This window comes from Streptomyces sp. NPDC048171 (assembly GCF_043202655.1).
GTDB lineage: Bacteria > Actinomycetota > Actinomycetes > Streptomycetales > Streptomycetaceae > Streptomyces.
The window spans coordinates 501,170-525,629 of the sequence record NZ_JBIDAU010000007.1; the positions used below are offsets into that span (position 1 = coordinate 501,170).

A 24,460-nucleotide genomic window follows, 5' to 3' on the forward strand; every position below is an offset into this window, starting at 1 on the left:
CGTGCCGACTCGACCGGGGCCAGTCGCAACCCCCGCTCAGGGCAATGGGGTTCGCAGGCGGAGTGTCGTCACCTCGATCGGCGTGAACGATTCGGGTCAGTCGTGACCGACGGCACTCTCCGGCAGCGACCGGCCCGGGCGCGTCACGGGCAGCCGCAGTCGGTGGCGTAGAGCAGCAGGAAGAGAGCCGTCGCGACGGTCGCACCGAAGGCGGCGGTCAGGGCGGCAAGGCCCCTTCGTCTCCCGTTCGACGGGGCGCCAGTCAATTGCGGTGCGCACGATTCCCCGACGGTGCCCGGGCCGGCGCGTCCGCATCCGGCCAGTCGGCACGGAACCGACGCCGCGACGTGGCGGAGGGTCGGCGAGCGCCGGGCCGGTCATGCGGCCTCGCAGTCCTCGGCCCCGTCGCCCCCACGCGCCTGACCGGCGGTGTCCTCGCGGCCTTGCCGGTCCGCGACACGGGCAGTGGCGAGGTGCCGTCGCGCTCGGTGCACCAGGAGCCGGGCCTGGGCCTCCTCGACGCCGAAGACGGCAGCGATCTCGGAGTAGGGGGAGGTCAGCGTCTCCCGCAGCACGAAGGCCGCCCGTTCCGCGACGTCCAGCTGCTCAAGCATGAGCAACACGTCGAACTCGACCGGCTTCGTGCCCGTGGCGCCGGTCGCGCCCTCGTTGTCGGTGTCGAGGGGCTCGGGCAGCCAGGGGCCGATGTATGCAGCGCGCCGCATCCTGGCGGAGTGCGCGGCATGGATCGACAATCGGGTCGTGGCCGTGGTCAGGTACGCCTGTGGATCAGCCACCGCCGCAGGGTCGGTGGCCTGCCAGCGCAGCCGGACGTGCCGCACGACGTCCTCGGCCTGCGTGGCGCTGCCGAGCATGCCGTACGCGATCCTGAACAGTCGTGGCCCTTGCCGGGCCAAGACGTCCTCCGTCCGACCGGGTGGTCCGGTGGGTGGCTCCCCCTCTGGCACCGAGGCCTCCGCACGTCCCCGCCCGTCCCCACTGTCGTGTTGCCCAACCCTCTTGGCGTCCATCACTCCACGTTTCCTTCCCGAGACGAGTGGCCTGACAGGGGCCTCGTTCAGACGTCGTGGTACTTCATGGACCGAACCTAAACCGCCACCGGAGGCGACCGGGACCATCGGCCCGGTCAGCAGTCATTCCGCAGTCATTCTCCGGTGAAGGGACCCGCATGTGGATCACACGGGGAGGAATGAAGGAGAGGCTGCGGGAAGCAGATCCCTCGCTCCGTCGCCTGTCACAGGCGGCGCTCCCGCCCGGTCAGTGGTTACGTGAAGACAGCCCGGTCGCGGCGTCGGGTGCCGTTCCGGGAGAACCCTTTGAAAGGCGTTCCGATGAAGGTTGTAGTAATCGGCGGCACCGGGCTCATCGGCTCGCAGGTCGTCGCCAGGCTCGGCGAGCACGGGCACGAGGCGGTGCCGGCCGCCCCCAACACCGGCGTCAACACGCTGACGGGTGAGGGCCTGGCCGAGGCGCTGCGAGGCGCCTCGGTCGTCGTCGACGTGTCGAACTCTCCGTCCTTCGCGGACGACGCGGTAAAGGAGTTCTTCCGCGTCTCGACGTCCAACCTCCTCAAGGCCGAGGCGGAGGCCGGCGTCGCCCACCACGTGGCGCTCTCCGTCGTGGGCACCGACCGTCTCCAGGCGAGCGGCTACTTCCAGGCCAAGCAGGCCCAGGAAAACATGATCAAGGACTCAGGGATTCCGTACTCGATCGTGCACGCCACGCAGTTCTTCGAGTTCGCGAAGTCCCTGGCGGACTCGGCGACGGAGGGCGACACCGTGAGCGTCGCCCCCATCAAGATCCAGCCCATCTTCTCGGGCGACGTGGCCGCCGCCGTGGGGCGCACGGCCGTCGGCACGCCCGTCAACGGCACGGTCGAGGTCTCGGGCCCCGACGTGTTCAGCCTGGAGGACTTCATCCGCAAGGGTCTCGCCGTGCGGGACGACCCCCGAACCGTGGTGACCGACCCGAACGGTCTCTACTGGGGTGCCGCACTCCAGGAGGCCGACCTGCTCCCCGGCACCGACGCACACATCGCGGAGACCCACTTCGACGAGTGGGCCGCAGGGCAGCGCTAGCCTCCCATTTCGGGAACGGGCGGGACTTCCTGCCGGTAAGTCCCGGCGCCGGCAGACAAGCACGGCCCCACGGAACGCTGCTTCCGGGGGGCCGTGCCTGCGATGGATGCGTTCGAGGGGCGATCAGCGGTTCCAGTAGCCGAAGACCCGGGTCGCAGCATCACCGGTGTAGTCCGCCTCCATCTTCAGGTAACTCCCCCGGGGGCCGAAGGTGGGGTTGAAGATCAGTTCCCTGCTCTCAGCCTGCACCGGAGCCTCGGCGGCGAAGCGGGCGGCGAGCGGGTGCAGGTGGGAGGGGAACTCGCCTTCCCTCGAAGGGACGGCGAAGCACAGCCTGCGGGCCTGCGGGGAGTTCCAGTCGAACGTGTAGTAGACGTTGATCGCTCCCCGGCAGCGCCCGATCTCCTCGTTGTCCGGTGGGAGAGAGCCCATGTCCTGGATCATCCTGGCTACTTCCCCCTGTTCGAAATAGCCGGGACGGACCATCTCAGAGTAGAGGTTCGCCGTACTGTCGCGGAAATCGAAACCCATGATCGCGAATCTGTCGATACGAGCCTCGCCGAAGCGTGCGCGATGGTCGCGCAGGGAACGGGGTATGTTTTCGAGCGAGGCGATCTCACCGAATTCCAAGGGCTGCTCGAAGAACGCCCAGACCTTCTGTACGCCGTGTCCCACCGACGCGTCCAGCCCCCACCACAGCGGGATTTTCTCGGTGACCTCTGCGAGCAGCGACATGACGGCGGGATCGGTGTCGGGAAGAAGGTCGTGTGCCCGGGCGATCTCGATCGGATCATGGGGCGCATCCGGGTACATGTAACGGAAGTTGACACTGCGGTTGGAGGCTTCTTGTGTCGTGGTGCGGACCGTGATGGTACCCGTGGCGAACTGCTCCGCGAAGACGTCGACCACCTGCTCGACGGTTCGATTGTCGAAGTTGACCTCGGCAAGCTCCGCGTACGCCTCGAGGTCGGAATGGAACCGAGCCAGATCCGTCGTTCTACCAGTCGGCATTGCTCTCCTGCTTCTTCCGGATCGCATAGGGGTGCTTGTGCACATGACTCGCTCGTAGGTCCGTGAACGCGACAGTCACGCCCGGGACCGCCTTGCCTCTGCATCAGTCTGACACAGTGTGACTACGGCCTCATCCGGGCCACTCGGCTACCACACCATACTGGACTTCTTCACACTGTTGGGTCGCACTCTCAGGCATCAAGGCAAATGGCGTCACGCGGCACATCCCGTTCTGGCGTTCCGTCACCGGGGAGGATCCGGTCGGCGACGGCGTCAGGGATCCAGGTACCGACGCCGCCTTCCGCGGCGGGAGCGCGCACATCTGGCTCGACGCCCCGGTCGAGGCCGACCTGAACGACATCACCGCACAGATCGTCGCCCCGAGGACCTGGGCCGGCGGCAACATCGGGCAGGGCGTGAAGGTCACCGTGCTCGACATCGGCATCAATGCCGGACACCCGGTCCTCACCGACCGCATGGCGGCGCGGCAGAGCTTCGTACCGGCGGGGTGCTGAGCAACTCCGGCCGCTGACAGACCTCCTGGCCCTGTTGAGAGGGTTTCGACCACTCGTCACAAGGGCGAGCCGTCGCTTGTCGAATGGGCATGACCGACTCACTGAGCTCGAAGACGCACACCGCCCATCCGGTCGTCCTGATCAAGACCTACACCGTGCCGTCGGAGGAGGCCGACTACTTCACCGAGGCGTACCAGGAGAACGCCCGGATCATGTCGAAGCAGCCCGGATTCATTCGCTCCCGGCTGCACCGCCCCCTGGCCGACGCCCCGGAGACGCGGTTCGTACACGTCGCCGAGTGGTCGTCGGGCACCGAACTGGACACGGCCACGGGCAATCAGGAGTGGCACGCCGCGCTCAAGCGCCTGTTCGACGACCCCGAACTCCACATCACGTCGGAGCCCGCCGGCTATCGCGTCGTCGTCGAGTTCCGTCCTTCCTGACACTGTCTCGACCTTCACGTCACTGTCACAACAAACCGTGTTGAGCCGTGCGGATTCTCGTGGCACCTACAACCAGCTTCGCCCTATAGTCATCCTCGCATCGAGTTGTCCTGCGCCGACGGCCCGTCACGGCCGCTGGTCGGCGCGCCTCGATGCCCGTTTCCTCTCCACTGGGAGCATCACCTTGCACAAGTCACGAAGGGCAGCCGTTCTGCCCGTCGGTTTCACGGTGGGCGCACTCTTCGCGAGTGGTCTGTTGGCCATGTCGGGCGCGGCACAGGCAGACACGGCGAATGACGCCTCTGGGAAGCGCCAGGAGGCCCTGCTCGCCGCGGCGGACGAGTACCACATACCGCCCGCCGTCCTGCTCGCCCTGTCCCACCAGCAATCGGCGTGGGACGGACACGGCGGCCTGCCGAGCACCGACGGCGGTTACGGGCCGATGAACCTCACCGACGTCACCTCGGCCATGCTGGCCGGCGGCGGTGCCGGTGCCGCGGGCCGGGCCGACGTCGAAAGCCTTGCCGCCGACCCCGCCCTCCACACATTGCGCCAGGCCGCGGAATTGACCGGCCTGTCGGCACGGGACCTGCGCGAGGACGATGCCGCGAACATCCGCGGCGGCGCCGCGCTGCTGGCCTCGTACGAACGGGAACTGGTCGGCGCGACGCCCACGGACCCCGGCGAGTGGTACGGGGCCGTGGCCCGCTTCAGCCAGGCCACACAGGAGAAGGCAGCGGCGAGCTTCGCCGACCGCGTCTTCCGCACGATGCGGGGCGGTGCCTCAGCCACGACCCGGGACGGCCAGCGCCTGCGGCTGGCTGCCAGCCCCTCGGTCACCCCCGACCGGCAGCAGATCGACGCTCTGCACCTGAAGAAGGCATCCACGGCGGCCACTGCCGAATGCCCCACGACGGTCGACTGCACCTTCGTCGCCGGCTCTCCGGTAGGCGGGCAGGTGGCCAACCGGTCGACGAACGGCATCCGCATCGACACGATCGTCATCCACGACCTGGAGTCCACCTACGACGCCGGTGTCGCGGGTCTGGCCAACCCCACGAACCCCGCCTCGACCCATTACGTCATGTCGTCCTCCGGTGCGGTCACCCAGATGGTCCCGACCAAGGACATCGCCTTCCATGCCGGAAACTACTCGACCAACCTGCACTCCATCGGGATCGAGCACGAAGGCTTCGCCGCGCACGGCGCCGCCTGGTACACGGAGTCGCAGTACCAGGCCACGGCCGACCTGGTGAAGTACCTGGCCGAGCGCTTCGGCGTACCGCTGGACCGGCAGCACGTCATCGGCCATGACAACGTTGCCGGGCCGAACTCCGCTCTGGTCGCCGGCATGCACTGGGACCCCGGCTACGCGTGGGACTGGAACCACTTCATGAGCCTGCTCGGGGCGCCGGTCGGCGGTCTGCCCGCCGTGCCCCAGCCGGGCGAGGTCGTGGCGATCACACCTTCGTTCACGGACAACGTGCAGACCTTCCAGGTGTGCCCCTCGGATGACCCCACCGGGCAGACCCCCACCTGCATCGAACGGCAGCAGCAGGCCAACTTCGTCTACCTGCGCACCGCCCCCGACCACAGCGCCCCGCTCTTCGGCGACCAGGCGATCCACGGCACCGCCGCGGGCACCAACCGGGTGAACGACTGGGGCAGCACGGCACAGGCCGGTCAGCAGTTCGTGGTGGCCGAGGTGCGGGAGGACTGGACCGCCGTCTGGTTCAGCGGGGCCAAGGTGTGGTTCCACAACCCGGACGGCACCAACACCCGTATCCGGTACGGGGTGAAGATCATCAAGCCCGCCGGAAGCGCGCCGGTGGCACTCTACGGCTCCAGTTATCCCGACAAGGCGGAGTATCCGGCCGGTCTCGGCGCGTCCACGCAGGCCCCCCTGAGCATGTACTCCATCCCGGTCGGACAGGCGTACGTGGCCACCCAGGACGCCTCGGCCACCGACGACTACTTCCCGTCCAGCGGAGCGGTCGTCATCGGTGGGAAGAAGATGTACACCGTGCAGTACAACCACCGCGTCGCACTCGTCTACGCGACCGGTGTCACCGCGACCACGGCGACGCACCACTGGGAGAACGGCGGCGTCTGACCGCCAGCACCTCGCCGTCGTCAACGGCGACGTGACCTTCTCATCCTGCGTCGTCCTGATCCGGGCAACGCTCCCGCCTGCGGTCGGGGGACCTTCGAGGAAGGTCCCCCGACCGCAGGCATTCCGCTACCGGATACCGGTCTTCCGTCAGGACGGTCCCCCTCAGGGCCCGTTCACCAGGGAGGCGGTAACGAGGGCGCTGCGCGAGCCTGCGGACGACGAAGGACACCGAAGGCAACGCGTCAGACAGACCTCGATCCGTGCCTTCGGCCGGCGATGAATGCCTGAGCATCGAAGGGTGCGCGCGCCCCGCCCTCCCGGTGTCGAGCGAGGGCGAGGCGTTGCGTCAGGAAGCCCCGCTGACGCGACCGCTTCGCCGGACAGCACCGAGGTTTTCGTCTGGTCGGAGCGGCCGCACCAGCGCTACCGCAGTCGTGAGCCGGGCCCGCTCGAGGGCCTGGACAGTCCTGGATACGGGGCATGCGGAGGACGGCGACGGCGGTTGGTCATGCCCGTGGCCTGATCTGCTGCAGACCGCCGCGGACGGCGAGCGCCGCTTCGAGGGCCCTCAGACGTCGCTGGCTCCCTGGTATTGGACCTGAGCGGTCGGCGCCGTGGGCGCCGTGGTGCGCACGGGTCCCAGAAGGCGCCGACTGCCCGCGACGCAAAGGGTGACGAGCAGGGCGGTGAAGGCGATCAGCGCGACCTCACTGGAGATGAACTGCGTCGCGATGCCGATGCCCAGCACGGGCAGTGACAGGCCGGTGTACGCGGAGAGGAAGAGCCCCGCGAGGGTTTCGCTGCGGGAGTCGAGATCGGTCAGCCCCAGTACGGTGGTGATGCTTCCCTTGAACAGCAGACCCGCACCGGCTCCGGTGACGACTCCCCCGCCGAGAAACAGTGTCAATTGGGCCTGGTGAACGGCGGTGGTCACGGCGATGAGCCCGATGGGCATCAGGACCAGGCCGTAAAGGAGCAGCTTGCGCTGGGCGACACCCGGCAGCGCGGTCTGGGCGATGGCGGCGGCGCCGAAGACCATGAAGGCTGCGAACCCGGCCAGGGTGCGGGAGGGGTGGTGCAGGGTGCCCGCGATGAAGCCCGGGCCCAGAGAGGTGAAGAGGCCGAAGGCCGCGAAGGCGGCGAAGGTGGCCGCCGAGGCCGCGAAGAACGTCGGGCGCGCGGCGTGCGGTACGGACACGCGCTGGGGCCGGTAGGCCGGGCGCTTCGCGGAGAGTTCCACGGTCTCCGGGCTGAGGGCGACTCCCACCGCACTGACCAGCAGCAGGCCGAGGAAGATCAGGTAGGGGGTCTGGAGCGGACGTGCGACGAACTCGGCGAGCAGTCCACCGACCAGGGGACCGACGGCCAGTCCGCCGATGTTCGAGGCTGTGGCCACGATGTCCGCGCGGGTGCGGGAGGCTCCCGGACGGGCCCGGTGGTGCAGTTCGATGAGGAAGGCGGTGGCCGTGGCGGTCACCATGCCGATCCCGAAGCCGACGACGAGACGGGTGAGTATCAGCAGGGGCAGCGAGGTGGAGAACAGAGACATGAGGGCGGAGACCACCTCGGTCAGGACACCGATCACCAGCACGCGCCGTCGGCCGTGCCAGTCCGAGATGTGCCCGACCAGGAAAAGACTGATGATCACTCCGACGGAGTAGGCGGCGAAAACCACGGTGATCATGAAGGTCGAGAAGCCGTCCTGTTGCTGGTAGATGGTCCACAGCGGGGCCGGGACGGCGGTGAACGCCAGGTTGATCATGTAGGCGAAGGCGATGAGCCAGAAAGCCGTTCCGTGACCGACCTTCCCGGCCCGCGCGGGTCGGAGGCGGTGAGCGCCAGCAGGTGATGAGGCCGTCATAGGGATTCTCCCGTGATCCGTAGGTACTCACCCACGATCGCCAACAGCATTCATCACGTCCAACACCTGTTTGTGCTCACACCAAGCACGATGAATGATCGTTGTATGGAGCTACGTCATCTCGAGTACTTTCTGACCGTCGCCGAGGAGCTGAACTTCACACGGGCCGCGCAGCGGCTGCACGTCGTGCAGTCCGGCGTCTCCGCCTCGATCCGCGCCCTGGAGCGCGAGCTCGACGCCCGGCTCTTCGACCGCACCTCCAAGCGCGTCTCCCTCACCGAGGCTGGCGCGGCCCTGCTCCCCCAGGCCCGAAGGGCGGTGGAGGCCGCGCGGGCGGGACGTGACGCGGTCGCCCAGGTACAGGGGGGTCTGCGGGGCTCGGTGACGATCGGCACCCTCTCCGTTGTCAGCCTGGTCGACCTTCCCGCGCTCTTCGCCGAGTACCACACGACTCACCCGAGCGTCCGGCTCCAGCTCCAAGTGGCGTCCCGTGGATCGGTGGGCCTCGCCGAAGGCCTCGCCCAGGGCATTCTGGACATCGCGTTCCTGTCTCTGCCCAGGCCGCTGCCCGGCCTGACTGTGCGGCGCCTGACCAGCACACCGATGATCGGCCTGCTGCCCGCGGACCACCCCCTTGCGGATCGCACCGAGGTGGACCTGCGCGACCTGGCCGACGCCGGCTTCATCGACTCCCCCCTGGGCTACGGCAACCGCATCGTCGTCGATGAGCGCATGGCCGCCATGGGCCTTCAGCGCCGGATCGTCATCGAGGTCCCCGACATCGTCACCGCTTCCGCCTACGTCCGCGGCGGTCTCGGCGTAGCCGTGCTGCCGGCCTTCGCCGCTCCCGTCGAAGACGAGGGCGTACGGGTGGTGAACATCGCCGGGCCGCCACTCACCTGGGAGACCGGGATCGCCACGGCCTCGGAGGCGAAGCTCACTCCGGCCGTGCGTGCCCTGCTGCCGTTGATCGAGAAGCACCTTCGCACCGACGTGCAGCACAGGTCACCATCCCCGTGATCGCTCCCGGGGTGGCGCGGGTCATCGAGCCGATGCTCCGGGACCGTCGAACAGTTCCGAGAGGAAGGCCTCGGTCCCGAGCCGCGACGACTCCGTACCGGCCGGGACGTGCAGGTACGTGCTGTCGAGCCATTCGCTCACTTCCGGGACGGGCAACTTGAAGATGGCAATACCACCGTGTGCGGTGATCTGGAGCCATGCGGTGTCCCGGTCGGTGTGGTGGTCGGTCCATACCTGGACGTCACCCATGCCGCTCGTGGTGCGCAGGCCTTCGTGAAGCAGGTCACGGCCGACATGCCAGGTGACCGGTGGGGCGCCGACGGGAGCGAAGTGAATCGTGACGAGGAGGGGGCGATCGGGGTCGTATCGGAATTCTGTCGGAATGTCCTCCCACTCGAGAGCACCCGTCATCTGACCGAGGCACAAGGAGAGCGGGCGGAGAGTACGTGCGGCCGAGTGCTGTGCCTTCACACCTTGGTGTTCACCACTCATGACGACGTTCCTTCCAGTCGGGTGATAGGGGATCACCGTCACTGTGGTCCGGGACCACCGGAAGTTCATCCGTCGGTTGACGGTCTGACATCGCCAAGGGGCGCGCCGGACCCGCGCGACCCCACGACCGCCGCCGCGTGGATGGGGGGCAAGCAACACAACGGCAGTTCCGGGGGTGGCAAGAGTGTGTCATCCACAGCTAGTGTGGCGGCACTTGAGGCCCCCACCGGTCGTGACCGCTGTGGCCGGTCGCAACATGTGACACTCGATCGCGGTGCTTCGCGACCGGTTTCCAGGGAGAGCAGTGAATCGACGTACGTTCATGGCTTCCGCCGCCGCGACGGCGGGCGCGCCAGGCGCGCTGCCGGTCATGTCGGCTCCGGCCCACGCGGACACCGGGGGCCTTCCGTCGCTGTGGGATGTCGACCGTTCCGTCGTGAAACTGGAGAACGCCTACTGGGGTGTCATGCCGCGGTCGGTCGAGGAAGAGTATGCCAGGCAGACTCGCTACCTCAATCGCCACAACATCACGTTCGTCCGCGACGGCATCCCGGGCCATGAGCGCACGGTGGCCATGGACCATGTGCGTGCCGAAGTGGCGCAGCTGATGGGTGCTTCGAAGGAGGAGTTCACTCTCACTCGAAACGGCACCGAGGCCATGCAGAACCTGATCCTGCAGTACGGTTCGCTGAGGCCCGGTGACGCGGTCATGTACGCGGATCTCGACTATGACGAGATGCAGCAGGCGATGGATTCGCTCACCCGTCGCCGGGGCGTGACAGAAGATGGCGACGCTGCTGCTCAAGAAACACCGTGTTCTCACGGTCGCACGCACAGGTATGGCGCGGGGCAGCGCTGTCCGAGTCACCCCCACGCTGTACAACACGCGCCAAGAACTCGACCGTCTGGTGGCGGCGCTCCGTCAGGAAAGTGGCGCCTTCATGTGATGCCCCTGCCGCACGAGTCCGCTCAGCCCGAGGGCGGCTGGTCGTCTCCGAGCGCGGCCAGCGCTGCGGAGAGCCTGCCGCGGCTGGTGATGCCCAGGCGCGGATAGATGCGGTACAGGTGGGCTCCGACGGTCCGGTGCGAGATGAACAGGCGCTGGCCGATTTCCCGGTTGCTCAGCCCCTGCGAGGCCAATTCGGCGATCTGCCGCTCCTGGACGGTCAGACCCTCACCCTTGCTCGGGCGCCGACGTCCGTCCGACTCCCCCGCGGCACGCAGTTGCTCCCGGGCCATGTCGGCCCAGGGCTGCGCACCGACTCTCTCGAACTCGTCACGTGCGAGCCGCAGGGGCTTGCGCGCATCCACGTTCCGACGCTGTCGGCGCAGTCGTCGGCCGTGCTGCAGATGAAGTCGGGCACGCGACAACGGCCACGTGTCCGGCAATGCGGAGAGGGCGGAGCCGTAGCATTCCTCGGCGGTGTCGTCCGGCGCGAGGACTGCCGCACTGTAGGTACGGGCGACGATCATCATCTCCGAGGGCAGCTCGTCCGCCAGCTCCGGCAGCTCTGCCAGCAGATCTCGCACCTGTTCGGTCCGGCCCGCGGCCGCGGCCGCGTCCACCAGGTCCGGGACGAGCAACCAGCGACTCGTCGAGTGGTAGTGCGGGTCGGCCTTGTCGAACGCACGCGCGAGAATGTCGTACGCCTCGACGCCACGGCTGTCGAAGAGCGCGAGGAGACCGTCGACCTGCTGCGCCATGACGCTCGCGAAGGGCATGACGGGGAAGAGACTGTGCGCTCTCAGCTCCCGGACGGTCCGAGCCGCGGCTTCGCGTTCGCCACGCAGCACCGCCGCGAGCGCGGACGTGGCCTTGAGTCCGAGCCACACGATCCACTCCCCGGTCTCCTCGGCGAGCGCGATCCCTTCGGCGGACTCCTCACGGGCCCGGGCCAACTGCCCGAGGTACAGACGCGGCCAGGATCCTGCCAGGGATCGCGCGAGAAGCCCGAGGCGGCCCTGGGACCGCCATACGGATGCCGCCTGGGCCAGGTAGCGCGTGGCACGGCCGACGTCACCGATGACCATCGAACCGCTGCCGAGGTAGTGCAGCAGCCGGCCGTCCTCGCGGTCCGGCTTCAGCTTTTCCAGGCGTGCGATCAGGTCGGTCCCGTGGCGGTACGGCTCCGTGTAGGCCCGTACCGTCAGGACGTGGGGGGCGTCCGGATCGGGCTTCCACCGGTCCAGTTCGGCGGCAGCCTGGGCACGCACGCGTGCGTCGCCGTCCTGGAAGAAGCATCGGGCGGCCGCACGCCACAGCAGGTTCTCCGCGACGTTCGTACTGCCGACGTCGAAGGCTCCCGCTGCCGCGTCGATCATGTCCTGGATGCGGCGTTGCGGCTCATCGGGCTCGAACGCGGCCTTGTCGGAGACCAGCATGAGACGAGCCCGCTCCGTGGGGCCCAGCTCCGCCAAGTCGGCTCTGCCCAGCAGGATCTGGGCCTGGACACGGTCGTTGATCTCGCTGGCGAGCTCGGCCGCACGGACCAGAAGGCTGGTCTGGCCACGTGCGTCGTGCACCAGGTCGCCGGCCTGGCGCAGGGCGGGTACGGCCGCGGCCAGCTGCCCCCGTTTCTGGGCATCGTCCGCGAAGCGCTCCAGCCGGCCGGCCAGTTCGTCGTCCGGCCCGAGTGTGGCCGCGGCGAGGTGGACGAGCCGCCGCCCCGGTGATCCCTCCAGCGTGTCGGCCAGGGCCCGGTGGGTGGACAACCGGTCGGCGACGGTGGCCCGTGTGTAGATCGCGGAGCGCATCAGGGGATGCCGGAACTCGGGTGCGCGACCGGTCAGAACCACCAATCCGGCGTCGACCGCTTCCTGCAGGGCGTACACGGAGACTTCCGAGCCGGCGAGACGGCCTGCCACGTCGAGGAGCTGGTTCAGTGGTGCGGTGGGCTCCGCTGCCAGGGCCAGGAGGAACGTCCTGCACTCGCGGGTGAGCGAGTCGGTGCGGGAGGCGAACGCGGTCTCCAGTCGCTGGGTCAGCGGCAGATCGTCGAGCAGGGGCGAGATGCCCTGAGCTGCCCTCGGCAGTTCGACCAGCGCGAGAGGGTTGCCGGCGGCGCGCTCCAGGATGCGGGCCCGCACCGCGTCGGCCAGGCCCGGGGCGTCGGCGTCAAGCAGTTCGGCAGCCGCCGCCGGGGGGAGAGGCTCCAGAACGAGTTCGGCGTGAGTGCCCAGGGTGTACGTGCCCGGTGACGAGGTTCTTGCCGCGCCAATCATGAGGATGGGAAGGTCCCGGGTACGCCGTGCCACGAATCCGAGTACGTCACGGCTCGACGAGTCGACCCATTGGAGATCATCGACGAGCAGCAGGAGGGGCCGGCGGTCGGCGGCGTCGGCGAGCAGCTCGAGCACCGCCATTCCCACCCGGTAGATCTCGGGTTCTCCGTCGCTGGCCCCGAAGGCGCCGTCGAGGGCCTTCTGGTACGGGACCGGCAGCGTTTCGGCTCCGCCGAGAACCGGTTGGAGCAGCAGGTGCAGTGCGGCGAACGGCAGCCACTGTTCGGTCTCGACACCGGACGTGCGAAGGACTCTGACACCGTCGTCGGCAGCATGAGAACCAAACGTGCGAAGCAACGAGGACTTGCCGACCCCGGCGTCTCCACGGACGAGCAGCGCGCCGCCGTTGCCTGCCACCGTCCTCGAAAGCAGGCCGTGCAGGACCTCCAGTTCCTTGTCCCGACCGATCATGCGCCGAGCACCGATGCCGGTCCGGACGAAGCACCCTGCAGGCGCGTCGTGGTCGGCCGCTCGGCCGCCGCCTCTTTTCGCGTCGGACTCAGCGTCTGCCGCTCACCTCTGATGTCGACCACACTTCCGGATTTTACCTGCTCCAGACCTCTTCCATGGGGGCGGGTGCGGCTCAGTCATCAGTCGAACGACTGCCTGATGACTCGCCGCCTGCGGCCTCCGTGGATCACGTCAACGGGCGCCATCGCCGAAAGTGAGGCGTCGACGACAGAGGGTCGACGCCGGGACAACGGGAAACGCAGCCGGCCCACCAACTGGGGGCGGGCCGGCAAGCGGGAACGAGGCGAACCGGAGCGCCTACCGCTTCCAGAGGTTCAACTACCGTGCTACGCGGGGCCGCAAGACCCGAATGGCTGATCAGAGACCTCACAGGCGGGTCCCTCGCGCGGCACTGCTTGCTGCACGCCGGATGGTGGCGGGGAGATCTGGCAGTGCTGAGTCCGGCGTGTGGCGGCGCACGGACGTCGGGCGCGATGAACGGCCGAAAAGTGCCGGGCGATCAGCATGGCTGCGGTGCTCCACAGCAGGGCAGACCATGCGGCGACCGAGGGTGACACGGTTCGAGGGCGGTATCCTGCGACACACGTGTGATGGCCACCGATGGAGGCCGCGCACTCCGAAGAGAGCGGGCGTGTATCGCCCGAGACGATGACACCGTCCCACGGTGAAACGCGAGAGTGACGACAAGTGGATTTCAAGCTGGAAGTCGTGGTGCTGCCCGTCTCCGACGTCGACCGGGCGAAGGCCTTCTACGAGGCGGTCGGATTCCGCCTGGACGCCGATCACGTCACGGACGAGACCTACCGCGTGGTCCACATGACACCGCCCGGTTCGCCCTGCTCGGTCCTCTTCGGCACCGGCGTCACCCTGGCCGCACCCGGGTCGTCCAAGGGCCTCCACCTCATCGTCTCGGACATCTTCGAGGCCCGGGGCGAGCTGATCGGCCGGGGCGTGGAGGTGGGCGAGATCTATCACGACACCAGCGACATCTTCCACCGCTGCACGGGCGAGAAGTGGAGCAGCGGACCCGACCCCCAGCGCCGCAACTACTGCACGTACGCGGACTTCACCGACCCGGACGGCAATGGCTGGGTCCTTCAGGACGTGCCGAACCCGTAGCCCCGGCATCGTCTGGCCCGGGCACGTGTCCCAGCCGGCCGTGCTCTCCACCCGCACCGTGCCGACGACCGGGCCGGTGGTGCGGTGCCGGACCGGACTGCCTGACCGCCGGCGTCGATTCAACGAGGTTCGGCGAGTGATCTGGCTGCCGCGACCTCATGGCGCACCGGGTCCAGAACACTGTTCGTGCGACTGGTCGAGTGGCGGGGCAGCGTCGTCGTGCCCTCGGGATCGCGAAGATGTTCCGCCAGCTCCCGCAACTGACAAGACACTTGTCTGGTCTCCGCCGCGGGCGGGGACGGCGCACCGTGATGAACGCTGATGCGGGCCGCGGTGGTCGCGTCCACGATGCGCTCGACGGCGATGACCAGTGGCCACCAGGCCGCCGCCCGACGGCCTGTGGGCGGCGGCTCGGTCAGGGCCCGCTGGAATTCGGTGCGAACGCTTGAGAGATCGCGGTAGAGGCGGCGGCGCATACGGGTGCGGTCGGACGCGTCGACACCTTCACCGAAGGCGGCGTCCACGTAGGCAGCCGTGTCCGTGACAGCTTGGGCCAGACGGTGGCCGACTCGGGTGCCCCAGCTCTCGGGCCACAGGAGGTAACCCGCGACGACCACGATCGCGCATCCCAGCACTGAATCGAGCAGGCGGGGCAGCAGGAGGTCTGTGCCGTTCTGATTGAGGACGTCCGACAGGAGGAGGATCACCGGGGTGATCGCCGCGGTCTGGTACCCGTACCCGCGTGGCGACAGGGCCGGAATCAACGCCGCCAGACCCGCAAGTACGGGCACGTCCCACCAGCCGCGCGGCACACCCGCCAGCACCACCGCCGCCAGCAGGAGTCCGGCCACGGTGCCCAAGGCTCGCAGCACCGCCCGCGAGAACACCGAGCCGTAGTCGGGCTTGAGAACGAAGGTCACGGTGAGAGCGATCCAGTAGGAGCGCGGCACCGGGACCAGCGACACGAATCCCTGCGCGATCGCGATGCACAGGGCGAGGCGAAGCCCGTACTGCCAGGAGCCGGCGGACAGGGACGCTTCGCGCACCGCGCGTGCCGTGCGTACCCTCAGGCGGGTCGGTCCGCCGGTGCGGTAGTCCAGACCCCATGGGTCGACGTCGGGGTCTGCCACCACCTCGGCCGCGTGATACAACGCGTGTTCGACTGCCCGTCCGGCGTCGGTGGTGGGGGCGGGCAGGACCGGCCGCCTGGACTTGGTGCGGCCCGCCTCGATGTCGTCGGCCAGGAGCCGTACCGCGTCGGGTACCTCCGGTGGAAGAGCCCTGGGGGCCAGGAGGAGGGTGGGCGCCGCCTCGGCCACGGGATTGATGGCGTTCAACTGGGTCACCAGGCGGGTCAGTTCCCGACTGCGGGCGTGCTGGCGGGCACGACGGGCGAGGAGAAGGTCGTAGGAGTGATTGAGTGCGTGGGTGACCTCGGTGCGCGCGGCACCGTACCGGTCGGGGTCGGAACCATGGGCGAGCAGCTCGGCGACGGAGCGGTAGGCCGCCGCGACCGACGCGCGCTCCGCGATGCCCGCTCGCAGGGGCCAGGCCAGCAGCGCCAGTACGAGGACACCGAGCCCGCCGAGACTCAGCAGAACCGGTGCGGCCCACCAGGCGCCAGGAAGTGGAAGTCCCGCACCGATCACCGCGTTGAGGAGCAGCAGCAGTCCGGAGGACGAGGCGACCGCACCGATCGTGGAGATCATTCCGGACATCAGGGCGACGGCCGTGAGGGTGGCGACCGTGGCCCAACCACTGTCGTAGACGAGTGAGCCCACCACGACGCCCGCCGCACCGGTCACCTGGGGAACGGCGATGTTGAGCAGGCGCAGCCGGTAGGCGTCGGCGGTGTCCCCGATCACACCGTTGAGGGCACCCAGTGACGCCACCGCACCGTAGGCGGGGTGCCCTGCGGCGATCCCGACCGCCAGCGGCAGGGACAGCGCCACGGACGCGCGGACGATGGCCGCGCGGTTCAGGGGTGCGGGGTGGGCTTCAAGGTTCCGGACGAGCCAGTCGGGAGGAGCATGACGCCCGGAACGTGCGTGTTCCATGCGGCTATTATCACCGTTCATCCATTTTGACGGGCGTAGCCCGCACCTTCTCTCCCGCCGGACTCTGCCACGCGGCCGGCTGCTCCCGGCCCGCCGTGACCCCTGAATCAGGCCAACCCGTCACAGCTCCTGATCCCCGAAGGGCAGCGCGTCCAGATCCCCGGCGAAGTCCCCGATGGCCGGGAACAGCAGTCCCAGGGCTTCGGAGGGATCGTCACGGGGGATCCCGGCGCCGACGAGATCCTGCTCGGTCCAGATGCACTTCCCGTTCGCGGTGTAACGCGTTCCCCAGCGCCGGGAGAGGGCCATGATCAGTTGCAGTCCGCGGCCGCCCTCATCGGTGTCCTTCGCCCGGCGAATACGCGGCATGGTCAGGCTTCCGTCGTACACCTCGCAGATCAACTCCGTGTCGTACAGGAGCCGCAGGGCGATGGGACCCTTGGCATGACGGACCACGTTGCCCACGAGTTCGCTGACGATCAGCTCGGTGGCGGGGATCAGGTGGTCCATCCCCCATGCGGCGAGCTGCTCACGGACGTGTCGTCGTGCCAGTCCGGCGGCCTGGGGATCGTCGCCGAGCGACCACCGGGCCATCTTCTCCTCGGGCGTGGCGTGCAAACGGGCGACGAGTAGTGCCGCGTCGTCGGCCACTTGCTGGTCGGCGGGGAGCAGACCGGCTGTCAGGGTGTCACAGAGCTGTTCCAGATCGAGGCGCGCACCGTCCTCACCCGCCGCGTCACGGTACGCGGTGGTCAGCAGACCGGCGAGTGTCCGCATACCCTGGTCCATCTCGCGGGCGGACGACTCCACCAGTCCGTCGGTGTAGAGCACGAGAAGGCTGCCCTCCGGAACGGGCAACTCCACTGTTGAAAACGGTGGTTCTGCCGCTCCGAGGGGCGGATCGGGTGCCCGCTCGGTGAACTGGACACTGCCGTCCGGCAGCACGAGCGCGGGTGGAGGATGGCCCGCCCGCGTGATGGAGCAGACGCGTGTGGTCGGGTCGTAGAGCGCGTACAGGCAGGTGACGTACGCCTCCTCGTCCATGCCGCCGACGACGTCGTTGAGATGGCTCATGATCTCGTCGGGGGGCAGTTCGAGGTCGGCGAGGGTATGGACCGCGGTACGCAGCCGGCCCATCGTCGCGGCCTCCGGCAGGCCGTGCCCCATCACGTCGCCCACCACGAGGGCGACTTGGCCTCCCGAGAGCGGAATGATGTCGTACCAGTCGCCCCCCACGTCCATGCCCTGTCGCGCGGGGAGGTAACGCGCCGCCGCGGTGCAGGCCGAGACGGAGGGCAGGTCGCGTGGGAGCAACCCGCGCTGGAGTTCACGGGACCGGGTGTGCTCGGCATCGTAGAGCCTCGCCCGTTCCAGGGACTGGGCCACGAGCGCGGTGATGGTGGTCAGCAGGGTGCGTTCGTCGTCGGTGAGCAGCCGAGGACGGTCGAAGGACAGGACGCAGACACCAAAGGTGACGCCCGACGCCGCCAGCGGCAGGAACGCCCAGGACGCGTGGCCCGGACGCACCGGAAGCTCGGGGGCGTCCGGTGAGTGTGCGGCGAGTTCCCCCACGGAGGACAGAAAGAGGGGGGTACCGGACTCAATGACGGCCCAGCGCGGGCCGCGGGACGCCGGGGGCACGCCCTCGGCGCTGCTGGGGAATCCGTCGTCGTAACCGACCGCGCCCACCGTGTGAAGGGACTCGCCTTCCACCGTCTGCACCAGCAGCCCTACGGCTGCGAACGGTGCCAGCACCCGCGGGGCGAGGGCGTCCACGACGTCGCGTGATGTCGTGGCCGCGGCGAGCGCGGCGGTCAGCTTCGCGACATGCGCGGCGCGCTCGGACGCGGCGCGCTCGGCGGCCTGCCGCTCCGCTTGGAGGCGCCGCTTCTGCGTGACGTCGGTGATGTAGAGCGTCCGGCCGCCCGGGCCGGGAACAAGGCGCAGGTGAAACCGGCGGTCCTCGGGCATGCGCACGTCGAAACTGGCGGGCTCGTCCGCGTCGGCGGCGCCGCGGAGCCTGCTCTCGATCTCCGGTATCCGCCGCGTCGCGGGCAGGGCCCACGGGACCCGGCCGAGCAGTTCGTCCTCGGAGGCGCCCAGCACGCGCTCCGCTTCTCGATTGGCGAAGATGATCCGCCACTCGTCGTCGAACGCCAGAAATCCGTCGCTCATGTGGCGCAGGGCGCGGCTGAGCGCGTCACGGGCGGTCCGGGACTCGTCGTTCTCCCACCCGACGCCGACCAGCCGGACGGGTTCACCGTGTTCGTCGTATGTCGCCCTGCCCCGCACCCGGACCCAGCCATAGGTGCCGTCCAGGCGGCGGACGCGGTATTCCGCCTCGTACACCGTGTGATCCCGGATCGCGCGCTCCGCTGTGCTGAGAGTCGGTGCCAGGTCGTCCGGATGAATGTTCTTCATCCAGTTCTCGATCTTCCCGACGAAGTCCGCGGCTCGGGTGCCGAACAAGTCCAGGGCCGCCTCGTCCCAGGCGAGACGCCCGGTGCGGATGTCCCACTCCCATGAGCCGACGCTGACCTCGTGAAGTGCGTGGCGCAGCCGATCGCCGCTCATCTCGGTGTGCGCCGGCCCGGCGGCCGGCGGCGCCTGGGCCATGCGCTCCTCGGTCCAGGCGGACACGGCCCTCAGGAATTCCCACTGCTGTGGCGTGGGCTCTCCACCGTCGCTCATGACGACGGAGAGCGCTCCGATGCTGCGATCCTTGCTGAGCAGCGGAACAGCGGCCAGGCCACTGCCCTGAACCAGCCCCTTCGTGTTCATGGGGGCCTCGGCACCGGCAGGCGACCAGACGCCGCTGCCTTCGTAGAGGGCGCGGGCGGGGGCCAGTGTGCCCTCCTGGTCGATGATCTCCCAGGGAAGCGTCACGACCGACGGCAGGCCTACGGCCGAGACCAGCCGCAGCGCGGACATGGGGCCGCGGAGATGGATCATTCCTCCCAGGCCGCCCAGCTCACCCACGACGTGCTGGAGCCCCAGCCTGAAGATCTCGCTCTCCGTCGTACCTGGCCCCACGGTGCCGAGCAACGCAAGCCGTGCGTTCATGGCCTAAATCTTACCGCTTCTTCGATGTTTGTTGATTTTGGAGCGGATTGCACACCTACGGGGCGACCAGTGTCCGTCGGTCGTCAACATGCTTGGTTCGAGGAAGAGTTTGTTTCCGGGGCAGGGAGCCTACTTGGGCAGGTCGCAGCCCGGCGCGGGAGCGTCCTCGGACAGAGGCGCGCCGTGCGGCATTACGTACAGAACGTCCAGGACGACGTCGTCCGCACCACGGTTCTCACCGATGTGCACGTGGTCCGCGCCCGCCGGCTCCTTCAGGAAGCTGCCCTTCTGGTACACGCCGTCCGAGGCGCAGTCGCTGTCGAAGTGGCTGAGCGTGCCCTGCTTGACGTAGGCGAACAGGGTGCCGTCGTGGTAGTGCCATCCGGTCGCCTGGCCGGCGGGGATGGTGATCTCACGGAGTACGTAGTCCCGGCCACCTTCGGTCCACTGCGCCAGGACCGTGCCGCTGACGCCGGGCCCGCCCGGCGTGGCCTGGGCGATCCCCGGGGTCAGCGAGAGTCCGATGAGCGCGGTTCCTGCCGCTGCTGTACGCAACGTGGTGCGCATGGTGATTCCCTTCGGGAGATGTGCGGTTGACCGGCCGCGGGATGCCGACGACCAGTTCACACGACACACTGTATTACCAACGCGTCCGTCCGCGAACAGTGTGATCGCGCGACCGGCTCGTCGCAAACAGGTCGGCGGGCGCGCGCACAGCGGGATAGTGTCACTGAAGGTGAAAACATCCCATCATTCCATGAGCAACATCACACCTCACAGTGTGCCTGGGAGGCGTGCGCAAACATCCCATCATTCTACGATGCTGTTCATGCGCAGTGAGGAAGAACAAGTAGGCGGCATCGACACGTCCACGAACCGCGCCGAGGATCGCGTCACGGGCCGCTCGGGGCGATGGCGCGCCCGTCTGCTCGTCGCCGGACTGGTCCTGACCGCGTGCAACCTGCGGCCCGCCGTCACCAGCCTCGGCCCGCTGCTGGAGGAAGTGCGGCACGGACTCCATATGAGCGCGGCCGTCGCCGGTGTGCTCACCTCCGTCCCAGCCCTGTGTTTCTCCGTGTTCGGTGTCGCCGCTCCGCGGCTCGCCCGGCGTCTTGGCCCCGGCCGCGTGGTGGCCTTGGGCATGGCGGCCGTGGCCCTGGGCCTGCTCGTGCGTCCCTGGGTGGGTTCGGTGCCCGGGTTCCTGACCGCGAGCGCTCTCGCGCTCATGGGCATCGCCCTCAGCAACGTCCTGATGCCGGTCATCGTCAAGCGCTACTTCCCCGACAGGGTCGGCGCCATGACGGGTCTCTACTCGATGGCCCTCTCGCTCGGCACGGCCGTCGCCGCCGGAGTGACCGTCCCGGTGACGAGCGCCCTGGGAGGGGACTGGCGACTCGGCCTCGCGGCCTGGGGCGCCCTCGCGGTGGTGGCCGTCCTCCCATGGCTGCCCTTCGTCCGGAAGGGCGAACCGGCCACCCCCTCCGGCCCGGACCGGTCGGCCGGGGCGCGGACGGCGGACCACCCCATGCCTCGCGTGTCACGGAGCCGCACGGCCTGGGCGCTCGCGGTCTTCATGGGGCTGCAGTCCACCGGCGCCTACATCACCATGGGCTGGCTGCCTCAGATCTACCGCGACGCGGGCCTGCCCGCCGGCTCCGCCGGGCTGCTGCTGGCCGCCACCATGGCTGTGGGTGTCCCCCTCGCGTTCGCCATTCCACGGATGGCGGCGCGCCGTCCTCACCAGGGCCCGGTCGTCCTGGTCCTGGGCGTGGCGGGACTCGTGGGTTACGCCGGGCTGTACTTCGCCCCGGTGGGCGGCGCCTGGGCCTGGGCTCTCATCCTGGGCATCGCCAACTGCACGTTCCCTCTGGCGCTGACGATGGTGAGTCTGCGGGCCAGGACCAGCACGGGCGTGGCCCAACTGTCGGCCTTCGCCCAGAGCGTGGGGTACCTGCTGGCGATCCCGGGGCCGATCCTCATCGGAACGCTCTACGAGCACAGTGGCGGCTGGGGTCTGCCGATCGCGGTGATGAGCGCGCTGCTCGTACCGCAGATGGCTGTCGGGTACGTCGCGGGCCGCGACCGTGTCGTCGAGGACGAACTCGCCCACCGTTGACGGGGCGGAAGCGCTGCGGAGAACCAGCGTCACCGCCCACACGGCCGCGCTCCCGCGGTCGTGCACGAAGAGGAAGAAGACCATGTTCGAACGCATACTTGTCGCTGTCGATTCCAGCCCGAGCCGTCTGTCCACCGTTCGCTCGGCCGCCGCGGTGGCCCGGCTGACGGGCGCCAGGGTCCGGGTGCTGCACGTCGCCGCGTTCGCCGCCACTTTTGCCGCTGTCGTTCCCCTGGAAGACGACTCGGAAGCCGAATCCGTGCTCGACGAAGCAGTCGGCGTGCTGCGCCGGAGCGGGGTCGCGGCCGAAGGACTCATGGTCCACGCGCTCACCACTCAGGTCGCCGGCGTGATCTCCGAGACCGCGGCCGAGTGGAAGGCGGACCTTCTGGTCCTGGCACCGCACCACCGCGACATGTTCGGCGCGCTGTGGAACCCCCGGGTGAGCGACGCCGTCGTCCACACGGGGCGCACGGCCGTACTCCTGGTACCGGAGAGCGACGGGAACGATCCGGCCGAACTGCCGGTGGCAGACCGGTAGGGCCCGGCCCCAGCCGTCCAGCACCCCGCGCACGCCGACGCGCGACCCGGCAATACCCGGTCGCGCGTCGGTCAGGGACGAAGACCTCGTAGGACGGACTGGTGGGCTAGGACCGGTCCTCGGGTGCCACGTACTCGAACGTCGGGCCTGCGGCCTGGCCGTCGTCGTCCTGGAGAGCCATGAGCCCCTGGGCCTGTGCCTTGAGTGCGTACATCGTGCCCACGGACATCCCCAGCATGGCCGGGTTGCCGTTGAACGCCCGCTCCAGCATCTCGAGTGTCTTGCAGTAGGTCTGGTTGAACACCTCCTGCGCGGCACGGATCGCGCTGCCCTCGGCGTGGTCCGCCAGCCGCGGGTTGGGCCGAACGGGGCGGATGCCGGCCTCGTCGACGGTCACCGCCTCGCCGGTGGGGCCGGAGTCGGGCGTGTCACCGGTCTGGTAGCGCCGGCCCAGCGCGAGTTCCTGGAAGCGGTAGTAGTGGGAGACCGCCTGGGTCCCGGGATGGAACATGTCCTTGTCGCCGTCCCAGACCTCGGCACGGGCGGCACCCTCACCCTGCTCGACGATCTCTTCCAGGGCGGCGAGCGCCGAGTCGAGGTCGGTGACCGGTGCGAGGTGCCCCGCCGTGTGGACGAACGGGCCGCCGGCTACCTGCCGGGCCGGGTCCCCGACGAAGACCTCGTCCTCGCCCAGTTCGGCGCACAGGTGCCGCAGGCCCCTCTCGATCGCGTCGTAGAACTGGCCGATCGTCTCGTAGTGATCACCCTCGGCCGGGTCGCCGGGGTGGGCCGGCTGTTCCAAACGCAGGAACAGCCTGAGCGCCTCCTGACCGAACGGCAGGAGGGACAGCTCGATGGACGGGTCGGCGTGCGGCATCGTCCGTGGGTGGGGCGGCAGCATGTGGGGGGCGTCGAGGACGGGTCGGCCGCCGACCGCGTTGAGCAGGTTGGCCGCCAGGGCGAGATGGACCATCTCCTCGACGAACACACCGCTGATGAGCTGCACGGCGTCCGCGTTCCGCTCCGCGTCAAGGGAGTAGAGGGCTGTGAGATAGGGAGGCAGCGTGGAGTGTTCGACCTCGATCGCCCACTGCAGGTGCCTGCGCAGATCGTCCAGTGTCGCAATGCCGGTCGCCGATGCGGTGTCGAGCGTGTCGGTCTGGTCCTGAGACATGGGGGGCTCATTTCGGTGTCGTAGCGCAAGGGGTCCCGGCCGCCGGGCATCACGGGAGCCGACGGAACGGGCACGCCGTTGGAGTCACCGCTCTGACCGGCGAAGCCGGACGTGTGTGACACGGTCCCGGAACTCCGCCGGACTTTCACACTTTTTCGAGCACTCACCTGCTCATTTCGATGCACTGTGCACGTGAGATAGTGTCACGCTCGTGGGCGGGCGAGTGGCGGTGCCCCGGTTGCCGGCCTCGTTCCGCTGGTCAAATCTGTGACCCGGGCCCCTCAGGGCCTGTTCCTCCGTCCCCGCTCGGGGAGTTCTCCGAAAGGTGTGTCTCATGGCTGAGTTGTTCTACGACGCCGACGCCGACCTGTCCTTCATCCAGGGCCGCAAGGTCGCGGTCCTCGGGTACGGCAGCCAGGGCCACGCCCACGCCCTGTCGCTGCGCGACTCCGGCGTCGACGTGCGCGTCGGTCTGCACGAGGGCTCGAAGTCCAAGGCCAAGGCCGAGGAGCAGGGCCTGCGCGTCGTGTCGGTGGCCGATGCCGCCGCCGAGGCCGACGTCATCATGATGCTCATCCCCGATCCCATCCAGGGCGAGGTCTACGAGAAGGACATCAAGGACAACCTGAAGGACGGCGACGCGCTGTTCTTCGGCCACGGCCTCAACATCCGCTACGGCTTCATCAAGCCCCCGGCCGGCGTGGACGTCTGCATGGTCGCCCCCAAGGGCCCGGGCCACCTGGTGCGCCGTCAGTACGAGGAGGGCCGCGGCGTTCCCTGTCTCGTGGCCGTCGAGCAGGACGCCACGGGCAACGCCTTCGCGCTGGCCCTCTCGTACGCGCAGGGCATCGGCGGCACCCGCGCCGGCGTCATCAGGACGACCTTCACCGAGGAGACCGAGACCGACCTCTTCGGCGAGCAGGCCGTCCTCGCCGGCGGTGTCACCGCGCTGGTCAAGGCGGGCTTCGAGACCCTGACCGAGGCCGGCTACCAGCCGGAGATCGCCTACTTCGAGTGCCTGCACGAGCTGAAGCTGATCGTGGACCTCATGTACGAGGGCGGCCTGGAGAAGATGCGCTGGTC

19 protein-coding genes are annotated in these 24,460 nt (G+C 68.8%); 9 read left to right on the forward strand and 10 right to left on the reverse strand.

The genetic code is table 11. From position 1 onward, the window contains the following. Positions 1-377: 377 nt before the first annotated feature. Positions 378-917 carry a sigma factor-like helix-turn-helix DNA-binding protein gene (locus tag ACGF3J_RS22400; RefSeq protein ID WP_237552640.1) on the reverse strand — a complete coding sequence of 180 codons (540 nt, stop codon included), beginning with the start codon at positions 915-917 and terminating at the stop codon, positions 378-380. A gap of 435 nt (positions 918-1,352) precedes the next feature. Between ACGF3J_RS22400 and ACGF3J_RS22405 the strand changes: the two genes are divergently transcribed. Continuing rightward, entirely contained in the window at positions 1,353-2,099 is a 747-nt protein-coding gene (locus tag ACGF3J_RS22405; RefSeq protein WP_161330156.1) for an SDR family oxidoreductase, read from the forward strand. A 123-nt stretch (positions 2,100-2,222) separates the two neighbouring features. On the opposite strand, the gene ACGF3J_RS22410 is transcribed toward ACGF3J_RS22405, so the two are convergent. Together ACGF3J_RS22410 and ACGF3J_RS22415 are read right to left on the reverse strand one after the other, a co-directional pair. Further along, a complete protein-coding gene (locus tag ACGF3J_RS22410; RefSeq protein ID WP_161330155.1) occupies positions 2,223-3,110 on the reverse strand; it encodes an aromatic prenyltransferase in 888 nt (295 codons plus the stop codon). Between the two features lie 191 nt (positions 3,111-3,301). Then, on the reverse strand, positions 3,302-3,568 hold the full coding sequence (locus ACGF3J_RS22415; RefSeq protein WP_202558467.1) for a hypothetical protein: 267 nt from the start codon (positions 3,566-3,568) through the stop codon (positions 3,302-3,304). A 146-nt stretch (positions 3,569-3,714) separates the two neighbouring features. Between ACGF3J_RS22415 and ACGF3J_RS22420 the strand changes: the two genes are divergently transcribed. Together ACGF3J_RS22420 and ACGF3J_RS22425 are read left to right on the forward strand one after the other, a co-directional pair. After that, positions 3,715-4,068 carry an antibiotic biosynthesis monooxygenase family protein gene (locus ACGF3J_RS22420; protein WP_161330154.1) on the forward strand — a complete coding sequence of 118 codons (354 nt, stop codon included), beginning with the start codon at positions 3,715-3,717 and terminating at the stop codon, positions 4,066-4,068. 184 nt (positions 4,069-4,252) lie between these two features. After that, on the forward strand, positions 4,253-6,181 hold the full coding sequence (locus ACGF3J_RS22425) for an N-acetylmuramoyl-L-alanine amidase (RefSeq protein ID WP_161330153.1): 1,929 nt from the start codon (positions 4,253-4,255) through the stop codon (positions 6,179-6,181). A 568-nt stretch (positions 6,182-6,749) separates the two neighbouring features. Here the strand turns inward: ACGF3J_RS22425 and ACGF3J_RS22430 are convergent. Beyond that, positions 6,750-8,042, reverse strand: coding sequence for an MFS transporter (locus tag ACGF3J_RS22430; protein ID WP_161330152.1), 1,293 nt, complete (start codon positions 8,040-8,042; stop codon positions 6,750-6,752). Between the two features lie 105 nt (positions 8,043-8,147). Between ACGF3J_RS22430 and ACGF3J_RS22435 the strand changes: the two genes are divergently transcribed. Further along, positions 8,148-9,062: a LysR family transcriptional regulator gene (locus tag ACGF3J_RS22435; RefSeq protein WP_161330151.1), complete on the forward strand. Its 915-nt coding sequence runs from the start codon at positions 8,148-8,150 to the stop codon at positions 9,060-9,062. A gap of 21 nt (positions 9,063-9,083) precedes the next feature. Here the strand turns inward: ACGF3J_RS22435 and ACGF3J_RS22440 are convergent, their stop codons facing one another. Continuing rightward, positions 9,084-9,554 carry an SsgA family sporulation/cell division regulator gene (locus ACGF3J_RS22440; protein WP_393854519.1) on the reverse strand — a complete coding sequence of 157 codons (471 nt, stop codon included), beginning with the start codon at positions 9,552-9,554 and terminating at the stop codon, positions 9,084-9,086. A gap of 322 nt (positions 9,555-9,876) precedes the next feature. Between ACGF3J_RS22440 and ACGF3J_RS22445 the strand changes: the two genes are divergently transcribed. Next, a complete protein-coding gene (locus tag ACGF3J_RS22445; RefSeq protein WP_161330149.1) occupies positions 9,877-10,608 on the forward strand; it encodes an aminotransferase class V-fold PLP-dependent enzyme in 732 nt (243 codons plus the stop codon). Here the strand turns inward: ACGF3J_RS22445 and ACGF3J_RS22450 are convergent. Beyond that, entirely contained in the window at positions 10,524-13,247 is a 2,724-nt protein-coding gene (locus ACGF3J_RS22450) for an AAA family ATPase (protein ID WP_161330148.1), read from the reverse strand. The genes ACGF3J_RS22445 and ACGF3J_RS22450 overlap by 85 nt on opposite strands. A 747-nt stretch (positions 13,248-13,994) precedes the next feature. Here ACGF3J_RS22450 and ACGF3J_RS22455 point away from each other — a divergent pair. After that, positions 13,995-14,426: a VOC family protein gene (locus ACGF3J_RS22455; protein ID WP_161330147.1), complete on the forward strand. Its 432-nt coding sequence runs from the start codon at positions 13,995-13,997 to the stop codon at positions 14,424-14,426. A 119-nt stretch (positions 14,427-14,545) separates the two neighbouring features. On the opposite strand, the gene ACGF3J_RS22460 is transcribed toward ACGF3J_RS22455, so the two are convergent. The 3 genes from ACGF3J_RS22460 to ACGF3J_RS22470 all read right to left on the reverse strand — a co-directional run bounded on the left by ACGF3J_RS22460 (position 14,546) and on the right by ACGF3J_RS22470 (position 20,113). Beyond that, complete coding sequence (locus ACGF3J_RS22460) at positions 14,546-16,483, reverse strand: FUSC family protein (RefSeq protein ID WP_161330146.1); 1,938 nt, start codon at positions 16,481-16,483, stop codon at positions 14,546-14,548. A 120-nt stretch (positions 16,484-16,603) separates the two neighbouring features. Continuing rightward, a complete protein-coding gene (locus ACGF3J_RS22465; protein WP_161330145.1) occupies positions 16,604-19,546 on the reverse strand; it encodes a SpoIIE family protein phosphatase in 2,943 nt (980 codons plus the stop codon). Between the two features lie 129 nt (positions 19,547-19,675). Continuing rightward, on the reverse strand, positions 19,676-20,113 hold the full coding sequence (locus tag ACGF3J_RS22470; protein ID WP_161330144.1) for a cupin domain-containing protein: 438 nt from the start codon (positions 20,111-20,113) through the stop codon (positions 19,676-19,678). Positions 20,114-20,375: 262 nt separating this feature from the next. Between ACGF3J_RS22470 and ACGF3J_RS22475 the strand changes: the two genes are divergently transcribed. After that, the gene (locus ACGF3J_RS22475; protein WP_393854520.1) at positions 20,376-21,662 is read left to right on the forward strand and encodes a CynX/NimT family MFS transporter; all 1,287 of its coding nucleotides are present in this window, start codon (positions 20,376-20,378) and stop codon (positions 21,660-21,662) included. A gap of 82 nt (positions 21,663-21,744) precedes the next feature. Next, on the forward strand, positions 21,745-22,203 hold the full coding sequence (locus ACGF3J_RS22480) for a universal stress protein (protein WP_202558465.1): 459 nt from the start codon (positions 21,745-21,747) through the stop codon (positions 22,201-22,203). A gap of 106 nt (positions 22,204-22,309) precedes the next feature. On the opposite strand, the gene ACGF3J_RS22485 is transcribed toward ACGF3J_RS22480, so the two are convergent. After that, positions 22,310-23,377 (reverse strand): ferritin-like protein, encoded by a 1,068-nt coding sequence (locus ACGF3J_RS22485; RefSeq protein ID WP_161330142.1) that lies wholly within the window; start codon positions 23,375-23,377, stop codon positions 22,310-22,312. Positions 23,378-23,711: 334 nt separating this feature from the next. Between ACGF3J_RS22485 and ilvC the strand changes: the two genes are divergently transcribed. Beyond that, positions 23,712-24,460: ketol-acid reductoisomerase (gene ilvC, locus ACGF3J_RS22490; protein ID WP_393854521.1), on the forward strand; the 749-nt coding region annotated here is incomplete at its 3' end.